Origin of the sequence: Paraburkholderia sp. GAS448, assembly GCF_050435685.1 — a bacterium.
GTDB lineage: Bacteria > Pseudomonadota > Gammaproteobacteria > Burkholderiales > Burkholderiaceae > Paraburkholderia.
Genome location: NZ_JBNDKT010000029.1, coordinates 1 through 15,206, shown reverse-complemented (window position 1 = coordinate 15,206; position 15,206 = coordinate 1). Strand labels below are relative to the sequence as shown.

Annotated in this window: 12 protein-coding genes and 2 pseudogenes; 7 read left to right on the top strand and 7 right to left on the bottom strand. The window is 62.7% G+C overall.

The genetic code is table 11. The features are described from left to right. Positions 1-57 precede the first annotated feature (57 nt). A complete protein-coding gene (locus P3T23_RS35160) occupies positions 58-927 on the bottom strand; it encodes a LysR family transcriptional regulator (RefSeq protein ID WP_429320665.1) in 870 nt (289 codons plus the stop codon). A 102-nt stretch (positions 928-1,029) separates the two neighbouring features. Between P3T23_RS35160 and P3T23_RS35155 the strand changes: the two genes are divergently transcribed. Further along, the gene (locus P3T23_RS35155) at positions 1,030-2,025 is read left to right on the top strand and encodes a zinc-dependent alcohol dehydrogenase family protein (RefSeq protein ID WP_429320664.1); all 996 of its coding nucleotides are present in this window, start codon (positions 1,030-1,032) and stop codon (positions 2,023-2,025) included. Between the two features lie 112 nt (positions 2,026-2,137). Further along, a pseudogene (locus P3T23_RS35150) lies at positions 2,138-3,670 on the top strand (methyl-accepting chemotaxis protein). 60 nt (positions 3,671-3,730) lie between these two features. Here P3T23_RS35150 and P3T23_RS35145 read toward each other — a convergent pair. Together P3T23_RS35145 and P3T23_RS35140 are read right to left on the bottom strand one after the other, a co-directional pair. Continuing rightward, positions 3,731-4,081, bottom strand: coding sequence for a DUF4148 domain-containing protein (locus P3T23_RS35145; protein WP_429320663.1), 351 nt, complete (start codon positions 4,079-4,081; stop codon positions 3,731-3,733). A 378-nt stretch (positions 4,082-4,459) separates the two neighbouring features. Then, the gene (locus P3T23_RS35140) at positions 4,460-5,017 is read right to left on the bottom strand and encodes a DUF4142 domain-containing protein (protein ID WP_429320662.1); all 558 of its coding nucleotides are present in this window, start codon (positions 5,015-5,017) and stop codon (positions 4,460-4,462) included. Positions 5,018-5,449: 432 nt separating this feature from the next. Between P3T23_RS35140 and P3T23_RS35135 the strand changes: the two are divergent. The 4 genes and pseudogenes from P3T23_RS35135 to P3T23_RS35120 all read left to right on the top strand — a co-directional run. Then, positions 5,450-5,641: pseudogene (locus tag P3T23_RS35135) on the top strand (divalent metal cation transporter); the annotation flags it as partial. Positions 5,642-6,282: 641 nt separating this feature from the next. Beyond that, positions 6,283-7,704, top strand: coding sequence for a hopanoid biosynthesis associated radical SAM protein HpnJ (hpnJ, locus tag P3T23_RS35130; RefSeq protein ID WP_429320661.1), 1,422 nt, complete (start codon positions 6,283-6,285; stop codon positions 7,702-7,704). A 43-nt stretch (positions 7,705-7,747) separates the two neighbouring features. Continuing rightward, positions 7,748-8,983: a bacteriohopanetetrol glucosamine biosynthesis glycosyltransferase HpnI gene (gene hpnI, locus P3T23_RS35125; protein ID WP_429320660.1), complete on the top strand. Its 1,236-nt coding sequence runs from the start codon at positions 7,748-7,750 to the stop codon at positions 8,981-8,983. Between the two features lie 21 nt (positions 8,984-9,004). Further along, positions 9,005-10,045 carry a lysylphosphatidylglycerol synthase domain-containing protein gene (locus tag P3T23_RS35120; protein WP_429320659.1) on the top strand — a complete coding sequence of 347 codons (1,041 nt, stop codon included), beginning with the start codon at positions 9,005-9,007 and terminating at the stop codon, positions 10,043-10,045. Between the two features lie 47 nt (positions 10,046-10,092). Here P3T23_RS35120 and P3T23_RS35115 read toward each other — a convergent pair whose 3' ends face one another. Beyond that, positions 10,093-10,503 carry a histidine kinase gene (locus P3T23_RS35115; protein WP_429320658.1) on the bottom strand — a complete coding sequence of 137 codons (411 nt, stop codon included), beginning with the start codon at positions 10,501-10,503 and terminating at the stop codon, positions 10,093-10,095. Between the two features lie 76 nt (positions 10,504-10,579). After that, the gene (locus P3T23_RS35110; RefSeq protein WP_429320735.1) at positions 10,580-11,338 is read right to left on the bottom strand and encodes a COG4705 family protein; all 759 of its coding nucleotides are present in this window, start codon (positions 11,336-11,338) and stop codon (positions 10,580-10,582) included. A 359-nt stretch (positions 11,339-11,697) separates the two neighbouring features. Between P3T23_RS35110 and P3T23_RS35105 the strand changes: the two genes are divergently transcribed. Further along, positions 11,698-12,207: an META domain-containing protein gene (locus P3T23_RS35105; RefSeq protein ID WP_429320657.1), complete on the top strand. Its 510-nt coding sequence runs from the start codon at positions 11,698-11,700 to the stop codon at positions 12,205-12,207. Between the two features lie 134 nt (positions 12,208-12,341). Here P3T23_RS35105 and P3T23_RS35100 read toward each other — a convergent pair whose 3' ends face one another. Beyond that, complete coding sequence (locus P3T23_RS35100; RefSeq protein ID WP_429320656.1) at positions 12,342-13,862, bottom strand: trypsin-like peptidase domain-containing protein; 1,521 nt, start codon at positions 13,860-13,862, stop codon at positions 12,342-12,344. 498 nt (positions 13,863-14,360) lie between these two features. After that, positions 14,361-15,206, bottom strand: an 846-nt coding sequence (locus P3T23_RS35095) for an arginine deiminase family protein (RefSeq protein ID WP_429320655.1), incomplete at its 5' end; no start/stop codon positions are given.

Below are 15,206 nucleotides of genomic sequence, written 5' to 3'. Positions count from 1 at the left end.
GGCGCGTCATGACTCCTGCCGTTGGCCTGCAATCGAAGTACGCGCGTCGAATACCGATCACGCGTCCGCCAGCGCTTCGATCGTCACATCAAGAAGGGCACGCAGCCGCCCGAGCCGCCGCAGATCGCGGTGATAACCGAGCCAGACATCGCGGCCCGGCGGCGCTTCGCCCAGATCGATGCGTCGCAGGCCCGGCGTCGTATCGCCCAGCGGACACGGCAGCACCGCGAAACCGCCGCCTTCCGCACACATGCGCGCCTGCGCACCGCGATTGTTGCTGCCAAAAGCAACGCGCGCCTTTGGCAACATCCGCTTCAGCCACGTGACGTCGGGCAGCGCATCAAACGCGCTGTCCATGCTGACGAGCGTCTGGCCTGCACCATCGCCCGCATCCGGGGCCACGCAATCGACGGGCCCATACAGCGCATAGTCGATGTGCATCAGCTTGCGCTGGATGACATCGGGTTCGTCGAACGGCGTAATGCGGAACACCAGGTCGGCCTCGCGGCGCGCAAGGTTGTACCGGCGTGCATCGGTGACGAGTTCCAGCGATACCTGCCGGTGCCTGTCGAGAAATCGCGCGAACACCGGCGTCAGGACGTGGATGCCGAACCAGTCCGACGACGATACGCGCAAAAGCCCGCTCAGTTGCTGCTCCTTGCCGGCAAGCGCACGGGAAAAACCGAGCGCTTCTTCCTCCATTCGCTCGGCATAGTTCAGGACGGCTGCGCCCTCCCCGGTCAGCACGAAGCCATCGCTCGTTCGCTGGAACAACTCATGTCCGACCGCCGCTTCGAGAGCGCGCAGGCGCCGCCCCATCGTCGGCTGAGTCTGGCCGGTGAGCCTTGCCGCCGCGCCCAGCGTGCCGCTGCGGGCAATCGCCAGAAACACGCGGACGTCGCTCCAGTCCATCATCGAATCATTCATTTACGTTTGGACGCCGTGCAATAACGTTGATTTTCATGCCAATTTGCATGGCCTATTATGCCCTTCATCGCCCCGCTCAAAGCCAATACAAAGGAACCCATCATGGATATGCAAGCCCTCGTGCTGAACCGGTACAACGGCCCCCTCGAACTCACCAGCCTGTCGCGGCCGGAGCCGTCGCGCGGCCAGGTCCTCGTGCGTATCGTCGCGAGCGGGCTGAATCCGCTCGACACCAAGATCCGCGCCGGCAGCGCGGCACATGCGAAGCATCCCTTGCCGTTGGTGCTGGGCATCGACATGGCGGGCGTCGTCGAAGCGGTGGGCCAGGACGTCAGCGCGTTCAAGGTTGGCGACGAGGTGTATGGAATGACCGGCGGCGTCGGCGGCATTCAGGGGTCGCTCGCGCAATACGCGGCCGTCGATGCAGACCTGCTCGCGCTGAAGCCCTCGAACCTCTCGATGCGCGAAGCCGCCGCGCTGCCGCTCGCCTTCATTACTTCGTATTCGGGCATCGTCGATCGTGCGCACCTGCAGTCTGGGCAAACCGTGCTCGTGCAGGGCGGCGCAGGCGGCGTCGGACACGTCTCGGTGCAGCTGGCGCGCGCGCTCGGCGCAACCGTCTTCGCGACGGCCGGCACGCGCGATCAGGCATTCGTTGAGCGCCTCGGCGCCACGCCGATCGACTACCGCGCGCAGACGGTGGAACAGTACGTCGATTCAGCCACGCAAGGCAAAGGCTTCGACCTCGTGGTCGACACGGTCGGCGGGGCGACGCTGGACGCATCGTTCGCTGCGGTCAGGCACTTCGGCCACGTCGTCAGCGCGCTCGGCTGGGGGACGCATGCGCTCGCACCCCTGTCGTTTCGTGAAGCCACCTACTCGGGGGTGTTCACCCTGTATCCGCTGCTGAGCGGCAAACACCGCGCTCATCACGGCGAGATGCTGCGCGAGGCAACACGTCTTGCGGAGGAAGGCAAACTTTCGCCGAGACTGGATCCGCGCCGTTTCGATCTGCGCTCGGCAGAACTCGCCTACGACGCGCTAACCCAGGGTAGCCAGGGTAACCTGCAAGGAAAGATCGTGGTGGACGTGGCTTGATGCCGGTACGTCCCACCTGTCACCAGAAGCAACTTTCTCGCGGGCGCTAAAGATTGGCGGCGGCTGGCCGTTATTTGAACCAGATAGTTAAACCGCTCCAGCCGCCCCAACGATGAAAATTTCCACCCGACTCATTTTGCTGGTTGCGACCGCGCTGCTGGGCATCGCCTGCGTGGTCGCCACCGCGCTGTATTCACTGGACAGTTCCCTGACAGCGAGCCGCCGCGGGCAGATCGTCAATCTGCTGACCAAGGCGGAGCACCTCGTCCAATACTACCGGGGCCTCGAAGCCAGCGGCAAGCTGAGCCGCGAAGAGGCTCAGGCGGAAGCCAGGCGGGCGCTGAGCGCCTTGAACGCCGATCGGAAAAGCTACTTCTGGGCAACGACACAGGACGGCATGAACCTCGTCCACCCGAACCCCGACCTCGTGGGAACGAAAACCGCCGGCAATCGAACCACCAGCGGCCTCACCGACACGCAAGCCTATCAGCGCGGACTGGCGAGCGACCACATCGCGCTGGTCGACGTTCTCATCAGGCCCGCGCAGGATGCACCGCTCGTCGCCAAGCTGCAGGGCGTGGTGGCGATCCCGGAATGGAAATGGTGGATCGGCACCGGCTTCTTCTACGACGACATCAACGCCGCCTACTGGAAGCTCGCCGCGACGCTCCTCACCATCTCCGTGGCGATCTTCGCGGTGGTCTGCGCAATGGCGTGGTTCATGACGCGTAGCGTGCGCAATGCGCTCGGCGGCGAGCCCGCCGATGCAGGCGCCTTCGCCGCGCAGATTGCCGCAGGAAACCTCGCCGCCGAGATTACTGTGGCGGCATCGGACCGCTCCAGCCTGATCTACGCCCTTCACGAGATGAAGCTGAAGCTGCGCGAGCTCGTGCAAGGCATCCAGCAGTCAAGCGAGTCGATTGCGACGGGTTCGAGCGAAATCGCCCAGGGCAACACCGACCTGTCGCAGCGCACTGAAGAGTAGGCAGCCTCGCTCGAGGAAACGGCGTCCAGCATGGAGCAGCTCACGGCGACCGTTCAGCAGAACGCCGATAACGCCCGTCAGGCGAGCCAGCTTGCGGTCCAGGCGTCGGCGGCGACTGAGCGCGGTGGCGCAGCGGTCGAGCAGGTCATCGGTACGATGCAGGGTATCGCCGGGGAATCGCGCAAGATCGGCCAGATCATCAACGTGATCGAAGGGATCGCGTTCCAGACCAACATTCTCGCGCTCAACGCCGCCGTCGAAGCCGCCCGCGCAGGCGACGAGGGGCGCGGCTTTGCAGTCGTCGCCGGCGAAGTGCGTTCGCTCGCGCAGCGCAGTGCCGCGGCGGCGAAAGACATCAAGACGTTGATCGAAGCGTCCGTGTCGCGCGTCGATGAAGGCACCGGACAGGTCGCAGCGGCAGGTGAACGGATGCACGAGATCATTGACTCGATCAAGCGCGTGAGCGACATCATGGGCGAGATCGCGGCAGCGTCCATCGAGCAGAGCACCGGCATCGAACAGGTCAATCGCGCGGTTTCGCAGATGGATGAAGTGACCCAGCAGAACGCGGCGCTGGTCGAGCAGGCGGCAGCCGCTGCTGCATCGCTCGATGAGCAGGCTGCGCGCCTGCGCGGAACCGTATCGGTGTTTCGTCTTTGAGCGTGATATTCGTTACGATCGTGCAGGGCCGCGCTGATAACGCCGCCCTGCGCATCCGGCTCAACGGTGCGAGTAGAGCGAATTCGGCATGACATGTTGCGGCAACGTTGCCGGCTGACCCGATTGTGATGAGCCAACCGTCGCCGAACCGTACTCCCCGCCGCCGGCCGTCGCGTTGGCGTTCGCATTCGTGTTCATATTCGCGCCCGCGTCGGCATGCATACTGTCCTGCCGGTTGTAATCCGGATAGTGCACCCTCGATTGATGCAGGACACCCTGCTGCTCGGCCTGAACGATCTCCGACTTGACCTGTGCGCGTGTAATGGGATCGTTACTTCCGGCCTGAGCAAACGAAATCGCCGGAGCGATCAATGCGGCAGCAACAGCAAGCGATGAGATGAAGGTTTTCATGTGTACTCTCCGTGAACGTGAACACGACCGCCGGCCTGTCCTGGCGGTATGGCGTTTGCATCGGCAGTCGCAATGCGCGCGGAGCGGCAAGTTGCGCGACGCAGATCGTCGAACGCAACGGACCTTTCCGGCTTTGCCCTAAGGCTTGATGACTGTCGATACTCACGTACAGAATACGGAGCAGTGGCTTAACAGATGCTTAGATGAGCGTCTCTGTCTTTCGCCAGATGCGGTGAGTGTGTAACCGGATGTGAATGAAACAAGCGCCGGGGGCTGCACCACTGGCGAGATCGATCGTCGAAATGATGCGAGGCACATAACACGCGGCACGCGATCCACTACGGATCGCGCGCCGCGCAGTGGTATGGACGCTCGCGCTTACTGCGCGCCCTCCGACAGATGCTTGCGTTTCGCAAGTTCCTGCGCCATTGCGTAATGCTCCTGCATTGTCGGCAGTGCCTTACGCGCTGCGTCCTTCAACTGCTCATTGCGCCCGCCGGCGATCTCCGCCTGAAATGCGGACAGCGCTTTCTGCTCATCGGCGAGCGCGACATTCTCGATATACGTCTTGTCGAATTCACCGCCACGCAGGTTCCGGACGCTCTCGAGCACGGCGTTGTCGGGATCGTCCTTCGGCACTGCCACGCCATGAGGAATGGCTGCGCGAAGTTCGGTAGCGAGCGTAGCGTTGTCGTTGGCGACCTTCTCTGCAAACGCCTTGACTTCATGGTCTGTCGAGCGGGACGTTGCAATCCGCGCAGCGTCACGTTGTGTCGAAACGGCCTTCGTGGCTTCGTTGATGAACGCCTGATCGTTACCGTGCAGCCGGACCTCGCCAGACGAGGGCTGTGCAGTCTGCGCGCTCGCCGCCGTCGTGACAACGAGCAGGCCAGTCGCGAGTGCACCAAGCGTTGGAGCAATAGAAAAGCGGATCATAAGTTCTCCCTGGAGTAACAACAAAGAATGGCGCAGAGGGAAGACGGGTGAAGCGTCGCACGCGACACACGACGCCGGTTCTTGAACGGTGCCGTGTATCCGGCACTGCGCGGCGCACCCGCCACCAGTCAGCGCGGGGGATTGTAGTAGCGGCCACCACGACGAGGTGAAACGATGCGGCCGATTCTGTAACCGCTGGTAACACTACGTGTTGTGTTCTTCCCGATCAGCCTTTCTCTCACCGCGCGCAGACGGGCCATTCGACACTTCGACAAACGCATGAGAAAGCTTGCGGAAAGAACGTCGAAAGCTCGTGCAACCTTTTCTTAATACTGCGTACTTTTTTATTCCGACCGTCGCGGCGGTGAGTACAAATGACATGGCCCTCGCCTTTCGCCTGCAAATCTTTCCAGGCACATGAGCACGCAGACAGCGCTGAAGCCGACTGCTGGCGAACTTGCGTTCGCGCTGTTCAGTCCCGGCATCATCCGCACCGACATGCTCGCACTGCCGGTCCTTGCCGGCTCGGCCGCCTATGCGGCTGCCGGTGTGTTCAGGTGGCGCAACAGCCTTGCATTACAGGTGAATCTCGCAAAAGAGTTTTACGCAGTCGTCGCACGTGCCCTTCACTACATCACTCTATATAGACGCCGCAGAAACCCCGCTCCCGGATCACGGCCAGCACCGCCTTCCACCCTGGCTCCGCAAGCACTGCGCGCCGGGAAGGCGCAGGCAGACCGGGCAACGTTACGTGTTCCCTGCTGGCTTCCCGACGGCATCCATAGAAGTGTGTAAGAATGGCGGCGCAAGATCCTTTGGAGGTAAATTTTTCTTAAGATTTCCTTCAGCACGGCAATATTCCATCGGGGTCGCTCATTCAGGACAGGTGACACGTCTTCTCAGGAGATACCCAAAACGATTTGCTGATCAAATTGGCAAGGCAATCGAAAGCGTCTCCCGTTCGTCCACTTGTCGGAATTTCCGGCTGTCGCCTCCCGCGGCGCACGGCCGGTCGAAATCCCATTCGGAAACCTGGATCGGGTGATCGACAGACGCCCGACAACAGGGTAGCTTGTGAACGCGTAACGCACCGCAGGGTTCGGCTGAGCCGCCCTTAGCCGAATACTGTACAAAATCCTGCACAATAAGGATGTCGGACGACCGGTCACTGCAAATCATGCGCACAGGCCCGCCGTCCGGCATAATGGCTGACTGTCAGAACATCCATCAAGCCATTTGACATAGCAGAGCACGCCGGAGCAATTATGAAGACATTGTTTTTGCAAGCCCCGTCATACGACGGTTTCGACGGCGGCGCGGGTTCGCGCTATCAGGCGAAGCGGGAGGTCCGGTCGTTCTGGTATCCGACGTGGCTTGCCCAGCCGGCCGCGCTGGTGCCCGGCAGCCGCGTATTCGATGCATCCGCCAACGGGGCGTCGGTGAGTGACACACTCGACCTCGCGCAGCAATACGATCTGGTCATCATCCACACCAGCACGCCTTCCTTTCCCACCGATGCGCTGTTCGCGCAGGACCTGAAGCAACGCAAGCCGTCGGTTTTGATCGGGATGGTCGGCGCCAAGGTGGCGGTCGATCCGCACAACTCGCTCACCGCGACCCAGGCGATCGATTTTGTCTGCCGCGAAGAATTCGATTTCACCTGCAAGGAAATCGCCGAAGGCATTCCGTTTGCGCAGATCCAGGGCTTGAGCTATCGGGCGCCGGATGGTTCGATCGAGCATAACGAAGCGCGCCCGATCCTCGAAGACATGGACGCGCTGCCGTTCGTCGCGCCGGTCTACAAGCGCGATCTGACGATCGAAAACTACTTCAACGGTTACCTGAAGCATCCGTACGTGTCGCTCTACACGGGCCGCGGCTGCCGCTCGAAGTGCACGTTCTGCCTGTGGCCGCAAACCGTCGGCGGCCACCGCTATCGGGTGCGTTCGGTCGAGAACGTGCTCGAGGAGGTCAAGTGGATTCGCGACAACATGCCTGAAGTGAAGGAGATCATGTTCGACGATGACACGTTCACCGACTTCAAGCCGCGCGCGGAAGAAATTGCGCGCGGTATGGGCAAGCTGGGCGTGACGTGGTCGTGCAACGCCAAGGCGAACGTGCCTTACGCGACGCTGAAGATCATGAAGGAAAACGGCCTGCGCCTGCTGCTGGTCGGCTATGAATCCGGCGACGACCAGATCCTGCTGAACGTCAAGAAGGGCTTGCGCACGGACATCGCGCGGCGCTTCGCCAAAGACTGCCGCACGCTCGGCATCAAGGTTCACGGCACCTTCATTCTGGGCTTGCCGGGCGAGACGCCGGAAACGATTCAAAAGACCATCGAGTACGCGAAAGAGATCAATCCGCTTACGATCCAGGTGTCGCTCGCCGCGCCGTATCCCGGCACCACGCTCTATAACCAGGCGGTCGAGAACGGCTGGCTCGCAGAGAACAAGGTCATCAATCTCGTCAGCAAGGAAGGTGTGCAACTGGCGGCGATCGGCTATCCGCATCTGTCGCGCGACGAGATGTACCACCAGCTCGAAAACTTCTACAAACGCTTCTATTTCCGTCCGTCGAAGATCTGGGAAATCCTGCGCGAGATGCTGACGAGCTGGGACATGATGAAACGACGGCTGCGCGAAGGCGTGGAGTTTTTCCGCTTCCTGCGCGCACACGAGGCGTGAACACCCCACGCTGCACCTTCGGCATTCCGCGCAAGGCGCTGTCATGAAGCGTTTTGCGTGGCTTGCCGGACCGGCCGGCCTGCTACTTCTGAGCGGGCTGGTCGTGTTCGAGGGTTCGCTGCAAACGGCTCATCATGTCGTCCTCGCGCTGCTATGCGTGAGTGTCGCGGCGACCGTGGCCGGCATCGGCTACACGTTGCTGGCAAGTGCGTTGATCCTGCGTTTCTTTGCACGCCCGACTGCGGAGGCAGCAAGCTATCCGCCCGTCACGGTCGTCAAGCCGCTGCACGGTGACGAATGGGACTTGCTCAGCCACCTGTCCAGCTTCTGCCAGCAGGATTACCCGGGCGAAGTGCAGTATCTGTTCGGCGTGCATGACTCAGCAGACCCGGCACTGAAGACGGTCGACGAACTGCGTCGCCTGTACCCCGACGCGCACGTCACAGTGGTCACGGATACACGCCTCTATGGGCCCAACAGGAAAATCAGCAACATTGTGAACATGCTGCCGCAGGCACAGCACGATGTGCTGGTCTTCGCGGACAGCGATGTCAGCGTGAGCCCGGACTTTCTGCGTAACATCGTCGGTGAGCTGGAAAAGCCTGATGTGGGACTCGTGACCTGCATCTATCGCGGAAATCCGGCCCCGGGAATCTGGGCGCGTCTGTCTGTGAGTGCAATCGACTATCAGTTTGTGCCCGGCGTGGTAACAGGTTTTACATTGGGTCTCGCGCATCCGTGTTTGGGTCCGACGATTGCGATGCACCGCACCACGCTGGAAAAGATCGGCGGTTTCGAACAGTTTGCCCATCACCTCGCCGAGGACCACGCGATCGGTCGAGCCGTACGGATGGCGGGCGAGAAAGTTGCGATTCCGCCATTCGCGATTTCCCACGCCTGCGACGAAGCAAGTGCCGCCGAGCTTGTCGAACACGAATTGCGCTGGAGCCGGACTATCCGCACCATCGACCCGGCCGGCCATCTTGGTTCTGCGCTGATGCATCCTTTCGCGTTTGCGATGCTGGCCGTCGGGTTATCGGGCGCGGCTGCCTGGTCATGGCCGCTCGCCGTGGCCGCGCTGCTGTCGCGGTTCTGGTTAAAGATGCGCTCGGATCATGCGTTGCGGCAACCCCGCCACGGGCTGTGGTTGTTGCCGATAAGCGATATTGCGTCCTTTGGCATTTTCCTCATGAGCTTCCTTTCGACGCGGATAAGCTGGCGTGGCTTCACTTTCAAGGTGGACGGCGACGGCCTGCTGTGTCCCGTCCAGGACGAGTAACGGACGCAGGATGACGAATTAATGAAACATCTGGGGAGAATCACTGCACTTGCTGGACTGATCGCGTCGCTCTGGCTGGTCTGGCGCGACAACCCCGGTGCTGTGCTGGGGCTGATGCAAGCGGCGGGCGGCGGCCTTGTGCTGGCAGGCCTCGCGCACGTGCTACCGATGCTCGCGAACGCGCGGGACTGGCAATCCCTGATACGCGGCGGCGACCGGCCGCGTCTGTTGACCATGCTCCGGCTGGTATGGATCCGCGAATCGATAAACTGCATGCTCCCCGTCGCACGGGTCGGCGGTGAGATCGTGGCGTTCCGGCTGATGCGCCGGCACGGATTGCGACCGTCCACGGCAGTGGCCAGCCTGATTGTCGATACGCAGCTCACGCTGATCAGCCAGTTGATGTTCACGATGATCGGCATCGGCTTCCTGTTCGCGCACGCGGCGTCCGGCACACTGCGTCTCGCCGGCGATCTGGCCTGGGGCATCGTCGCGCTCACGCCGCTTCTGGTGCTGTTCTCGCTGGTTCAGCATGCCAGCCCCTTCGAGCGGCTGACACGGCTGCTCAACCGTGTGACGAGCGGGAAGCTTGCCGCGCTGGTCGGTCAATCGGCGCACATCGACAAGTCGATCAAGCTCATCTGGCGCCGGCACGGGGTGATCCTCCGCTATCTGTTCATCTGGCAGCCGCTCCAGTGCTTCGGAATCTCGTTCGAAATCTGGCTCGCACTGCATTTTCTCGGGACGCACATCAGCTTTACCGAAGCCGTGGTGATCGAATCGCTGATCCAGGCGATCAGTAGCGCGGCCTTCTTTGTACCGGGCGGCCTGGGTGTTCAGGAAGGCGCCTTCATCCTGATCGGCGGCGCGCTCGGCCTCGATCCGACGACCAGTCTCGCGTTGGCGGGCGCACGCCGCATTCGCGACCTGGTCGTTTTTGTGCCGGGTCTGGTCGCCTGGCAACTCGCCGAATCGTCCGGACTCGCGCGGACCCGCTTCACACAGGCGGGAGCGCGGCTGTCGCGGGCGAGCGAGGGTGTGACCGAAAACTCCCGCACCTGAAGGGACTGCTGGCTTCAGCCTCCACGCCTCTTGCCCGAAAAATGCGCTCAGGCTTTCCCGCTCACACGGTCCATGACGGCAAGCAGATCGGTTAGTGACTGCCTGCACGCCCTGGCGTCCGGCGCACTGGCGCGCAATGCCTCAAGGGCCCGGTCGATTGCCTTGTCGACCGTGTGCCAGTCGGCAGCCGAGCGCGGCTTGAGCGACGGCTCCGCCTCGTCCCACGACGTTTCCAGGTCCTTGATGCGCGCCTTCGCACCGGCAAGATCGCCCTTGTCGACTCGCGCAGCGGTGTCGACCACAATCGCTCGAAACGGCGACATGTCGCCCAGCTTCGATGCGGTTGCCGCTTCGGCAGATGCAATGACCATGCCGTGAGGCGAAACCGGCGCGGTACCCAGAAGGGCCAGTACCAGAAGTGGTGCGACTATGCTCGTGCCGCGCTTTACCTTCATCATCCGTTCTCTCCTTAACGATGGACCCGCCGGGACCGGATCGGGCTATCAATGCGGCATCCTGTGCGTCGCTGCCGGGTCACGACTCGTCTCCTGCCCCTACCCGCCGCGTCGAGCGGTCGTCGCCGAGACTCACGAAGAGCACCAGAGCGAGGATCACGATCAGGAAGACGACGCTCGTCTGAACGTTGCCGAGTCCAAGGCCACCGTAGGTCCGCGCCTGAGACAGCAGATCCCCCAGCGACGCGCCCAGGGGACGCGTCAGGATGTAGGCCAGCCAGAAAGTCAGTACCGGGTTGCCGCCGAGATACCGGGCGCCTGCGATGACAGCGATGATTGCGCCGAATGACACAACGCCAAGCGTAAATCCAAGGCCGAGCGCTTCTGTCGCCAGATCACCGGCAGCCGTGCCGAGTGCGAAAGTGAACAGGATGGCGGCCCAGTAGAACAGTTCTCTGCGCCTCGTCACGATCGTGTGGATGGACAGGGTTCGTTCGATCCGGTACCAGAGGGCGAAGGTGGCGGCCAAAGCCACACCGAAACAGGCCGTGCTGACGTACAGACTGACGCCCAGGCCGTCTGTGAGCGCGTCGGTGATCTGTGTCCCGACCACACTGACCAGCACGACGGTCAGCCAGTAAATCCACGGCACGTACCTGCGTGAACGAAGCTGGAGAAGCAGCGCTGCGATCAACAGGGAGGACATCAGTGCGCCCGTGATGGCCGTGCCGAGTCCCACGTGGACCGCCAGATAATCTGCACCGGTCTCGCCAACAGTCGTCGACATGATCTTGATGATCCAGAAGACGAGCGTCACTTCCGGTACCTTGTTGAGCATGCGTACGACGGGTCTTTTCACGGATCTGGTCAACGGCCTCTCCTTTTGAGCGTCGGCTTGCGCGGCAACATGCGGCATGAGTAAGGGCGCTACGCTCGCCGCGGCGTAGCAGGCTCAAGCCGGTAACTTCGATTCGTCGACACTGTATGTCGCGCCGGCTTAAGAGAGACTTATCCGGCGAGACCCAGCGGCTCGCCATGCAGCAATCGCACAGCCATGCCTGAACGCCGGCAGCCACTCAAAATGACGCTCGCGACTTTGCGCAATCCGTCGCGGGTATCTATCATGCGACGTGTCATGCGTGCATCTTCGATGCTGCGACCTGGGAAGACAGCATGGCGGACTATGAGGGACTCGGTATGAACTGCCCAAGTCGGATCTTTCGTTGTGCCGCCACCGCCCTGCTGTTGGGCCTGTGTGTTCCTGCCTTTGCGCAGGCGCGGCTTGAAGGCACGAGCTGGACGATGGTGCGCTTTCAGTCGATGGACGACAGCGTGCTGACACCCGCGGATCCGACCCGCTACACCCTGGGTTTTGCGGTCCACGGGCGCCTCAGGATCCGGGCTGACTGCAATCGGGCTCAGGCAGGATGGAAGACTGACGACGCGAGTTCGTTGCGCATCAGCCACATGGTGATGACTCGGGTACGTTGCTCAAAACGTTCGCTCAGCGCCCGCTTTCTTCGGGATCTCGCATACGTGCGCACCTACACGTTTCGGGACGACCACCTGTTTCTCGCGCTCAAAGCCGACGCTGGAATCTATGAGTTCGCGCCAATGACAGGCGGTACAGCGCACGCGCCGTTACACACCCAGACGCTGCCGCCGGTCGATTCCGGCGACCCGCCTCCGTGCGTCGCCAAAGGGTAGCCTCAATCGTGGGTTCTACAACCCATGACATGCACGCTCTCATGCCCTCGACTTGACCCTCACGGTTCGGCAAGGCGATGTTGCCACGCCGCCCGTCTCTACTCGCGCGACCGAGGCTGCCCGCGCCGCACTGTTCATCGAAGCTTGACCGAAACAAAGCTGCGCGCGTGATTGCGCTGGATCAGCACCGCCACCACTTTCCCAGCCTTTGCTTCGAGCTCGGCCACCTGCTCCTGCGATTCGACCAGCGTGTCGTTCAGCGACAGGACGACATCTCCCGGCTGGATGCCTGCGCTTGCCGCAGGTTCATGAACCTCATCCACCATCAGACCTACCGCGAGATCGATCGTGCGCCGCTCGTCCTCGCTCAGCGGATGCATGATCAGGCCCAGACGATCTGCTCCGCTGCCCTGGCTCGTTCCAGCGTTGGCGATTTTCCCGGACGTGCCGATGACGACCGTCAGCATCATCGGTCTTCGATTGCGGATGACCTTGAGCGTGGCTTTCGTCCCCGGCTGCAGCGCAGCCGCGTCCTCCGCGAGTTCGGCGGAGCGATCGATCGGCTTGTCGCCGATCTGTAAGATGACGTCGCCCGGCTTGAGGCCGCTCGCGGCCGCCGGTGTGCCGGGCCCGACGGTATTGACCAGCGCGCCAGCCGGTCGCGGCAGACCAAAGGCCGCCGCCAGGCCCGGGCCGACGTCCTGCACCTCCGCGCCAAGGCCACCCGGCGAGATCTTGAGCTGGCTTTGCATCTGCGCCTGCAACTGTGATTGCACCTGCGCTTCCACCTTGATCGCCAGGTTGATCGGGATGGCGAAGGTCAGGCTGGGATACCTGTCCCCGTCCGCGTAAATCTGCACGTGGATGCCGACTACCTCGCCAGCACGGTTAAACACCGGGCCGCCCGAGTTGTCCGGATTGACGGAGACATCGGTTTGAAAAAAGGGAAAGCTGGTGCCGTCCGGCAGCGTGCGAGACGTGGCGCTGACAAGGCCGGCGGTGACCGTATTCTCGAAGCTGTCGGGCGAGCCGATCGTCAGCACCTGTTCGCCGACGCGCACCCGCGACGAATCGCCAAGTTTGACGGTCGGAAGCTTCGTGCCCTCGATCTGGAGCACCGCGACGTCGCTCTGGGCATCGACCGCCAGCACCCTCGCCTTGAACTCGCGTCGATCGGTCAGCCTGACCGTTACTTCGTTGGGCTGATCCACCACATGAGCGGTGGTGAGAATGAGGCCATCGGAACTCACGATGAAACCGGAGCCGGTACCGGACATGGCGCGCGGCGAACTGTCCTGAGATACCTGCGGTTGCGTCGCCATGCGCTTGAAGAACGCGAAAATGGGATCGTCCGTATCGATGGGTTGGGTGGCTGGCGCCGACGTCTGTTGCTGCGGGCCAGTCGTGCTGATATTCACGACGGCAGGCCCGTATCGCTCCACGATGGTGGGGAAGTCGACCTGCGCCGCTGGGGCAGTCTGCGCCGCTGGGGCAGACTGCGCCGCAGAGGCAGCCTGCGCAACGCGCTTCTCCTTCACAGGCTGCGGCGTAGCGCTCGCGGCGATCGCCGTGGGCGGCAGGCACGCGCAGCCGGTGACGACGATCGCCATCACGGTAGCGTGACGCAGGGTCCGGGCAAGAGTCTGGTGAAACACAGTGCACCTCCAAGGCGGTCGATATGCCGGGACCGGGCGCACGTGGCGCCGGGGGCGAACAGGCACTGATGGGTAAATTATGGGCGCACGGTGACCACCGAGTGTGACGCAGCGTACGAACAACATTGAAAACGAAAATTGCCCGGATGTCATCCGGCTCACCCTGTCAACCGCATGCAAGATTCACGGATGCCGATGGATGGGATTGACCCATAGACCCGTGCGGTTGGTGGCGATAGAGATGTCGATGTCGGGCACTGCGCCGCGCCCGGTAGTTGATCGGTCTGCCGATCTCATAGCCGTCGCGCGGGCGCGTGTCCCGTCTGCGGATCGAGACTCAGTCATCCGCGCCTGGTGTGGCGCCGTGCGTTGAAGCCGGCGGTGGAATTGCCGGCGGCGGCCTCGCCCAGATAAGCCGCCGAGTGCCCGCGACGCCGGCCAATCAACACCGCGATCATCGCCGCCCCGCCACACTATCGACGAGGCGGCACGGTGCCGCTAGTAATCCACCGCGTCACGCACGATCGGACAGGTCATGCAGTGGCCGCCGCCGCGTCCACGCCCCAGTTCCGCACCGACGATCGTCACGACCTCGATGCCTTCCTTGCGCAGCAGCGTGTTCGTGTACGCATTGCGGTCGTACGCGAAGACCACGCCCGGCGATGCGCACACCAGGTTCGCACCGCTGTCCCACTGCGTGCGCTCACGCTGATAGTCGCTGCCGCCCGCCTCGACCACGCGCAGCTTCTTTAACCCCAGCGCTTCGGCCACCACATCGACGAACGGCTTCTCTTCCCTGTGCAGTTCCACCCCGCTCGGATGGCTGCTCGGGCGATACGAGAACGTGCGCGTCTGGTTCATGAAGTCCGGCGCCAGCAGCACGCAGTCGCGGTCGGCGAAGGTGAACACCGTATCCAGGTGCATCGCCGCACGGATCTTCGGCATCGCCGCCACGATCACCCGCTCGGCCGCCCCCTTCCTGAACAGCGTCGCGGCGAGCTGGCTGATGGCCTGGCGCGACGTACGCTCGCTCATGCCGATCAGCACGACGCCCTTGCCGATCGGCATCACGTCGCCGCCTTCCAGCGTCGCCAGCCCGTGATCCTCGGTCGGGTCGCCCCACCACACGTTGACCTTGCCGGCAAAGTCCGGATGAAACCGGTAGATCGCGGTCGTGAGGATGGTCTCCTCATGGCGCGCCGGCCAGTACAGCGCATTGAGCGTCACGCCGCCGTAGATCCAGCAGGTGGTGTCGCGCGTGTACAGGGTGTTCGGCAACGGCGGCAGCAGATACTCCGTCGTGCCGGCGGCCTCGCGCACCATCGCCAGCGCCTTGCCGCCGTG

Bases quoted from the DNA above. Each gene is read 5' to 3' on its own strand.
- P3T23_RS35140 (WP_429320662.1), bottom strand. From the start codon at position 5,017: ATGATCCGCTTTTCTATTGCTCCAACGCTTGGTGCACTCGCGACTGGC.
- P3T23_RS35105 (WP_429320657.1), top strand. From the start codon at position 11,698: ATGAACTGCCCAAGTCGGATCTTTCGTTGTGCCGCCACCGCCCTGCTG.
- P3T23_RS35115 (WP_429320658.1), bottom strand. From the start codon at position 10,503: ATGATGAAGGTAAAGCGCGGCACGAGCATAGTCGCACCACTTCTGGTA.
- P3T23_RS35155 (WP_429320664.1), top strand. From the start codon at position 1,030: ATGGATATGCAAGCCCTCGTGCTGAACCGGTACAACGGCCCCCTCGAA.
- P3T23_RS35145 (WP_429320663.1), bottom strand. From the start codon at position 4,081: ATGAAAACCTTCATCTCATCGCTTGCTGTTGCTGCCGCATTGATCGCT.
- hpnJ (WP_429320661.1), top strand. From the start codon at position 6,283: ATGAAGACATTGTTTTTGCAAGCCCCGTCATACGACGGTTTCGACGGC.
- P3T23_RS35110 (WP_429320735.1), bottom strand. From the start codon at position 11,338: ATGCTCAACAAGGTACCGGAAGTGACGCTCGTCTTCTGGATCATCAAG.
- P3T23_RS35120 (WP_429320659.1), top strand. From the start codon at position 9,005: ATGAAACATCTGGGGAGAATCACTGCACTTGCTGGACTGATCGCGTCG.
- hpnI (WP_429320660.1), top strand. From the start codon at position 7,748: ATGAAGCGTTTTGCGTGGCTTGCCGGACCGGCCGGCCTGCTACTTCTG.
- P3T23_RS35160 (WP_429320665.1), bottom strand. From the start codon at position 927: ATGAATGATTCGATGATGGACTGGAGCGACGTCCGCGTGTTTCTGGCG.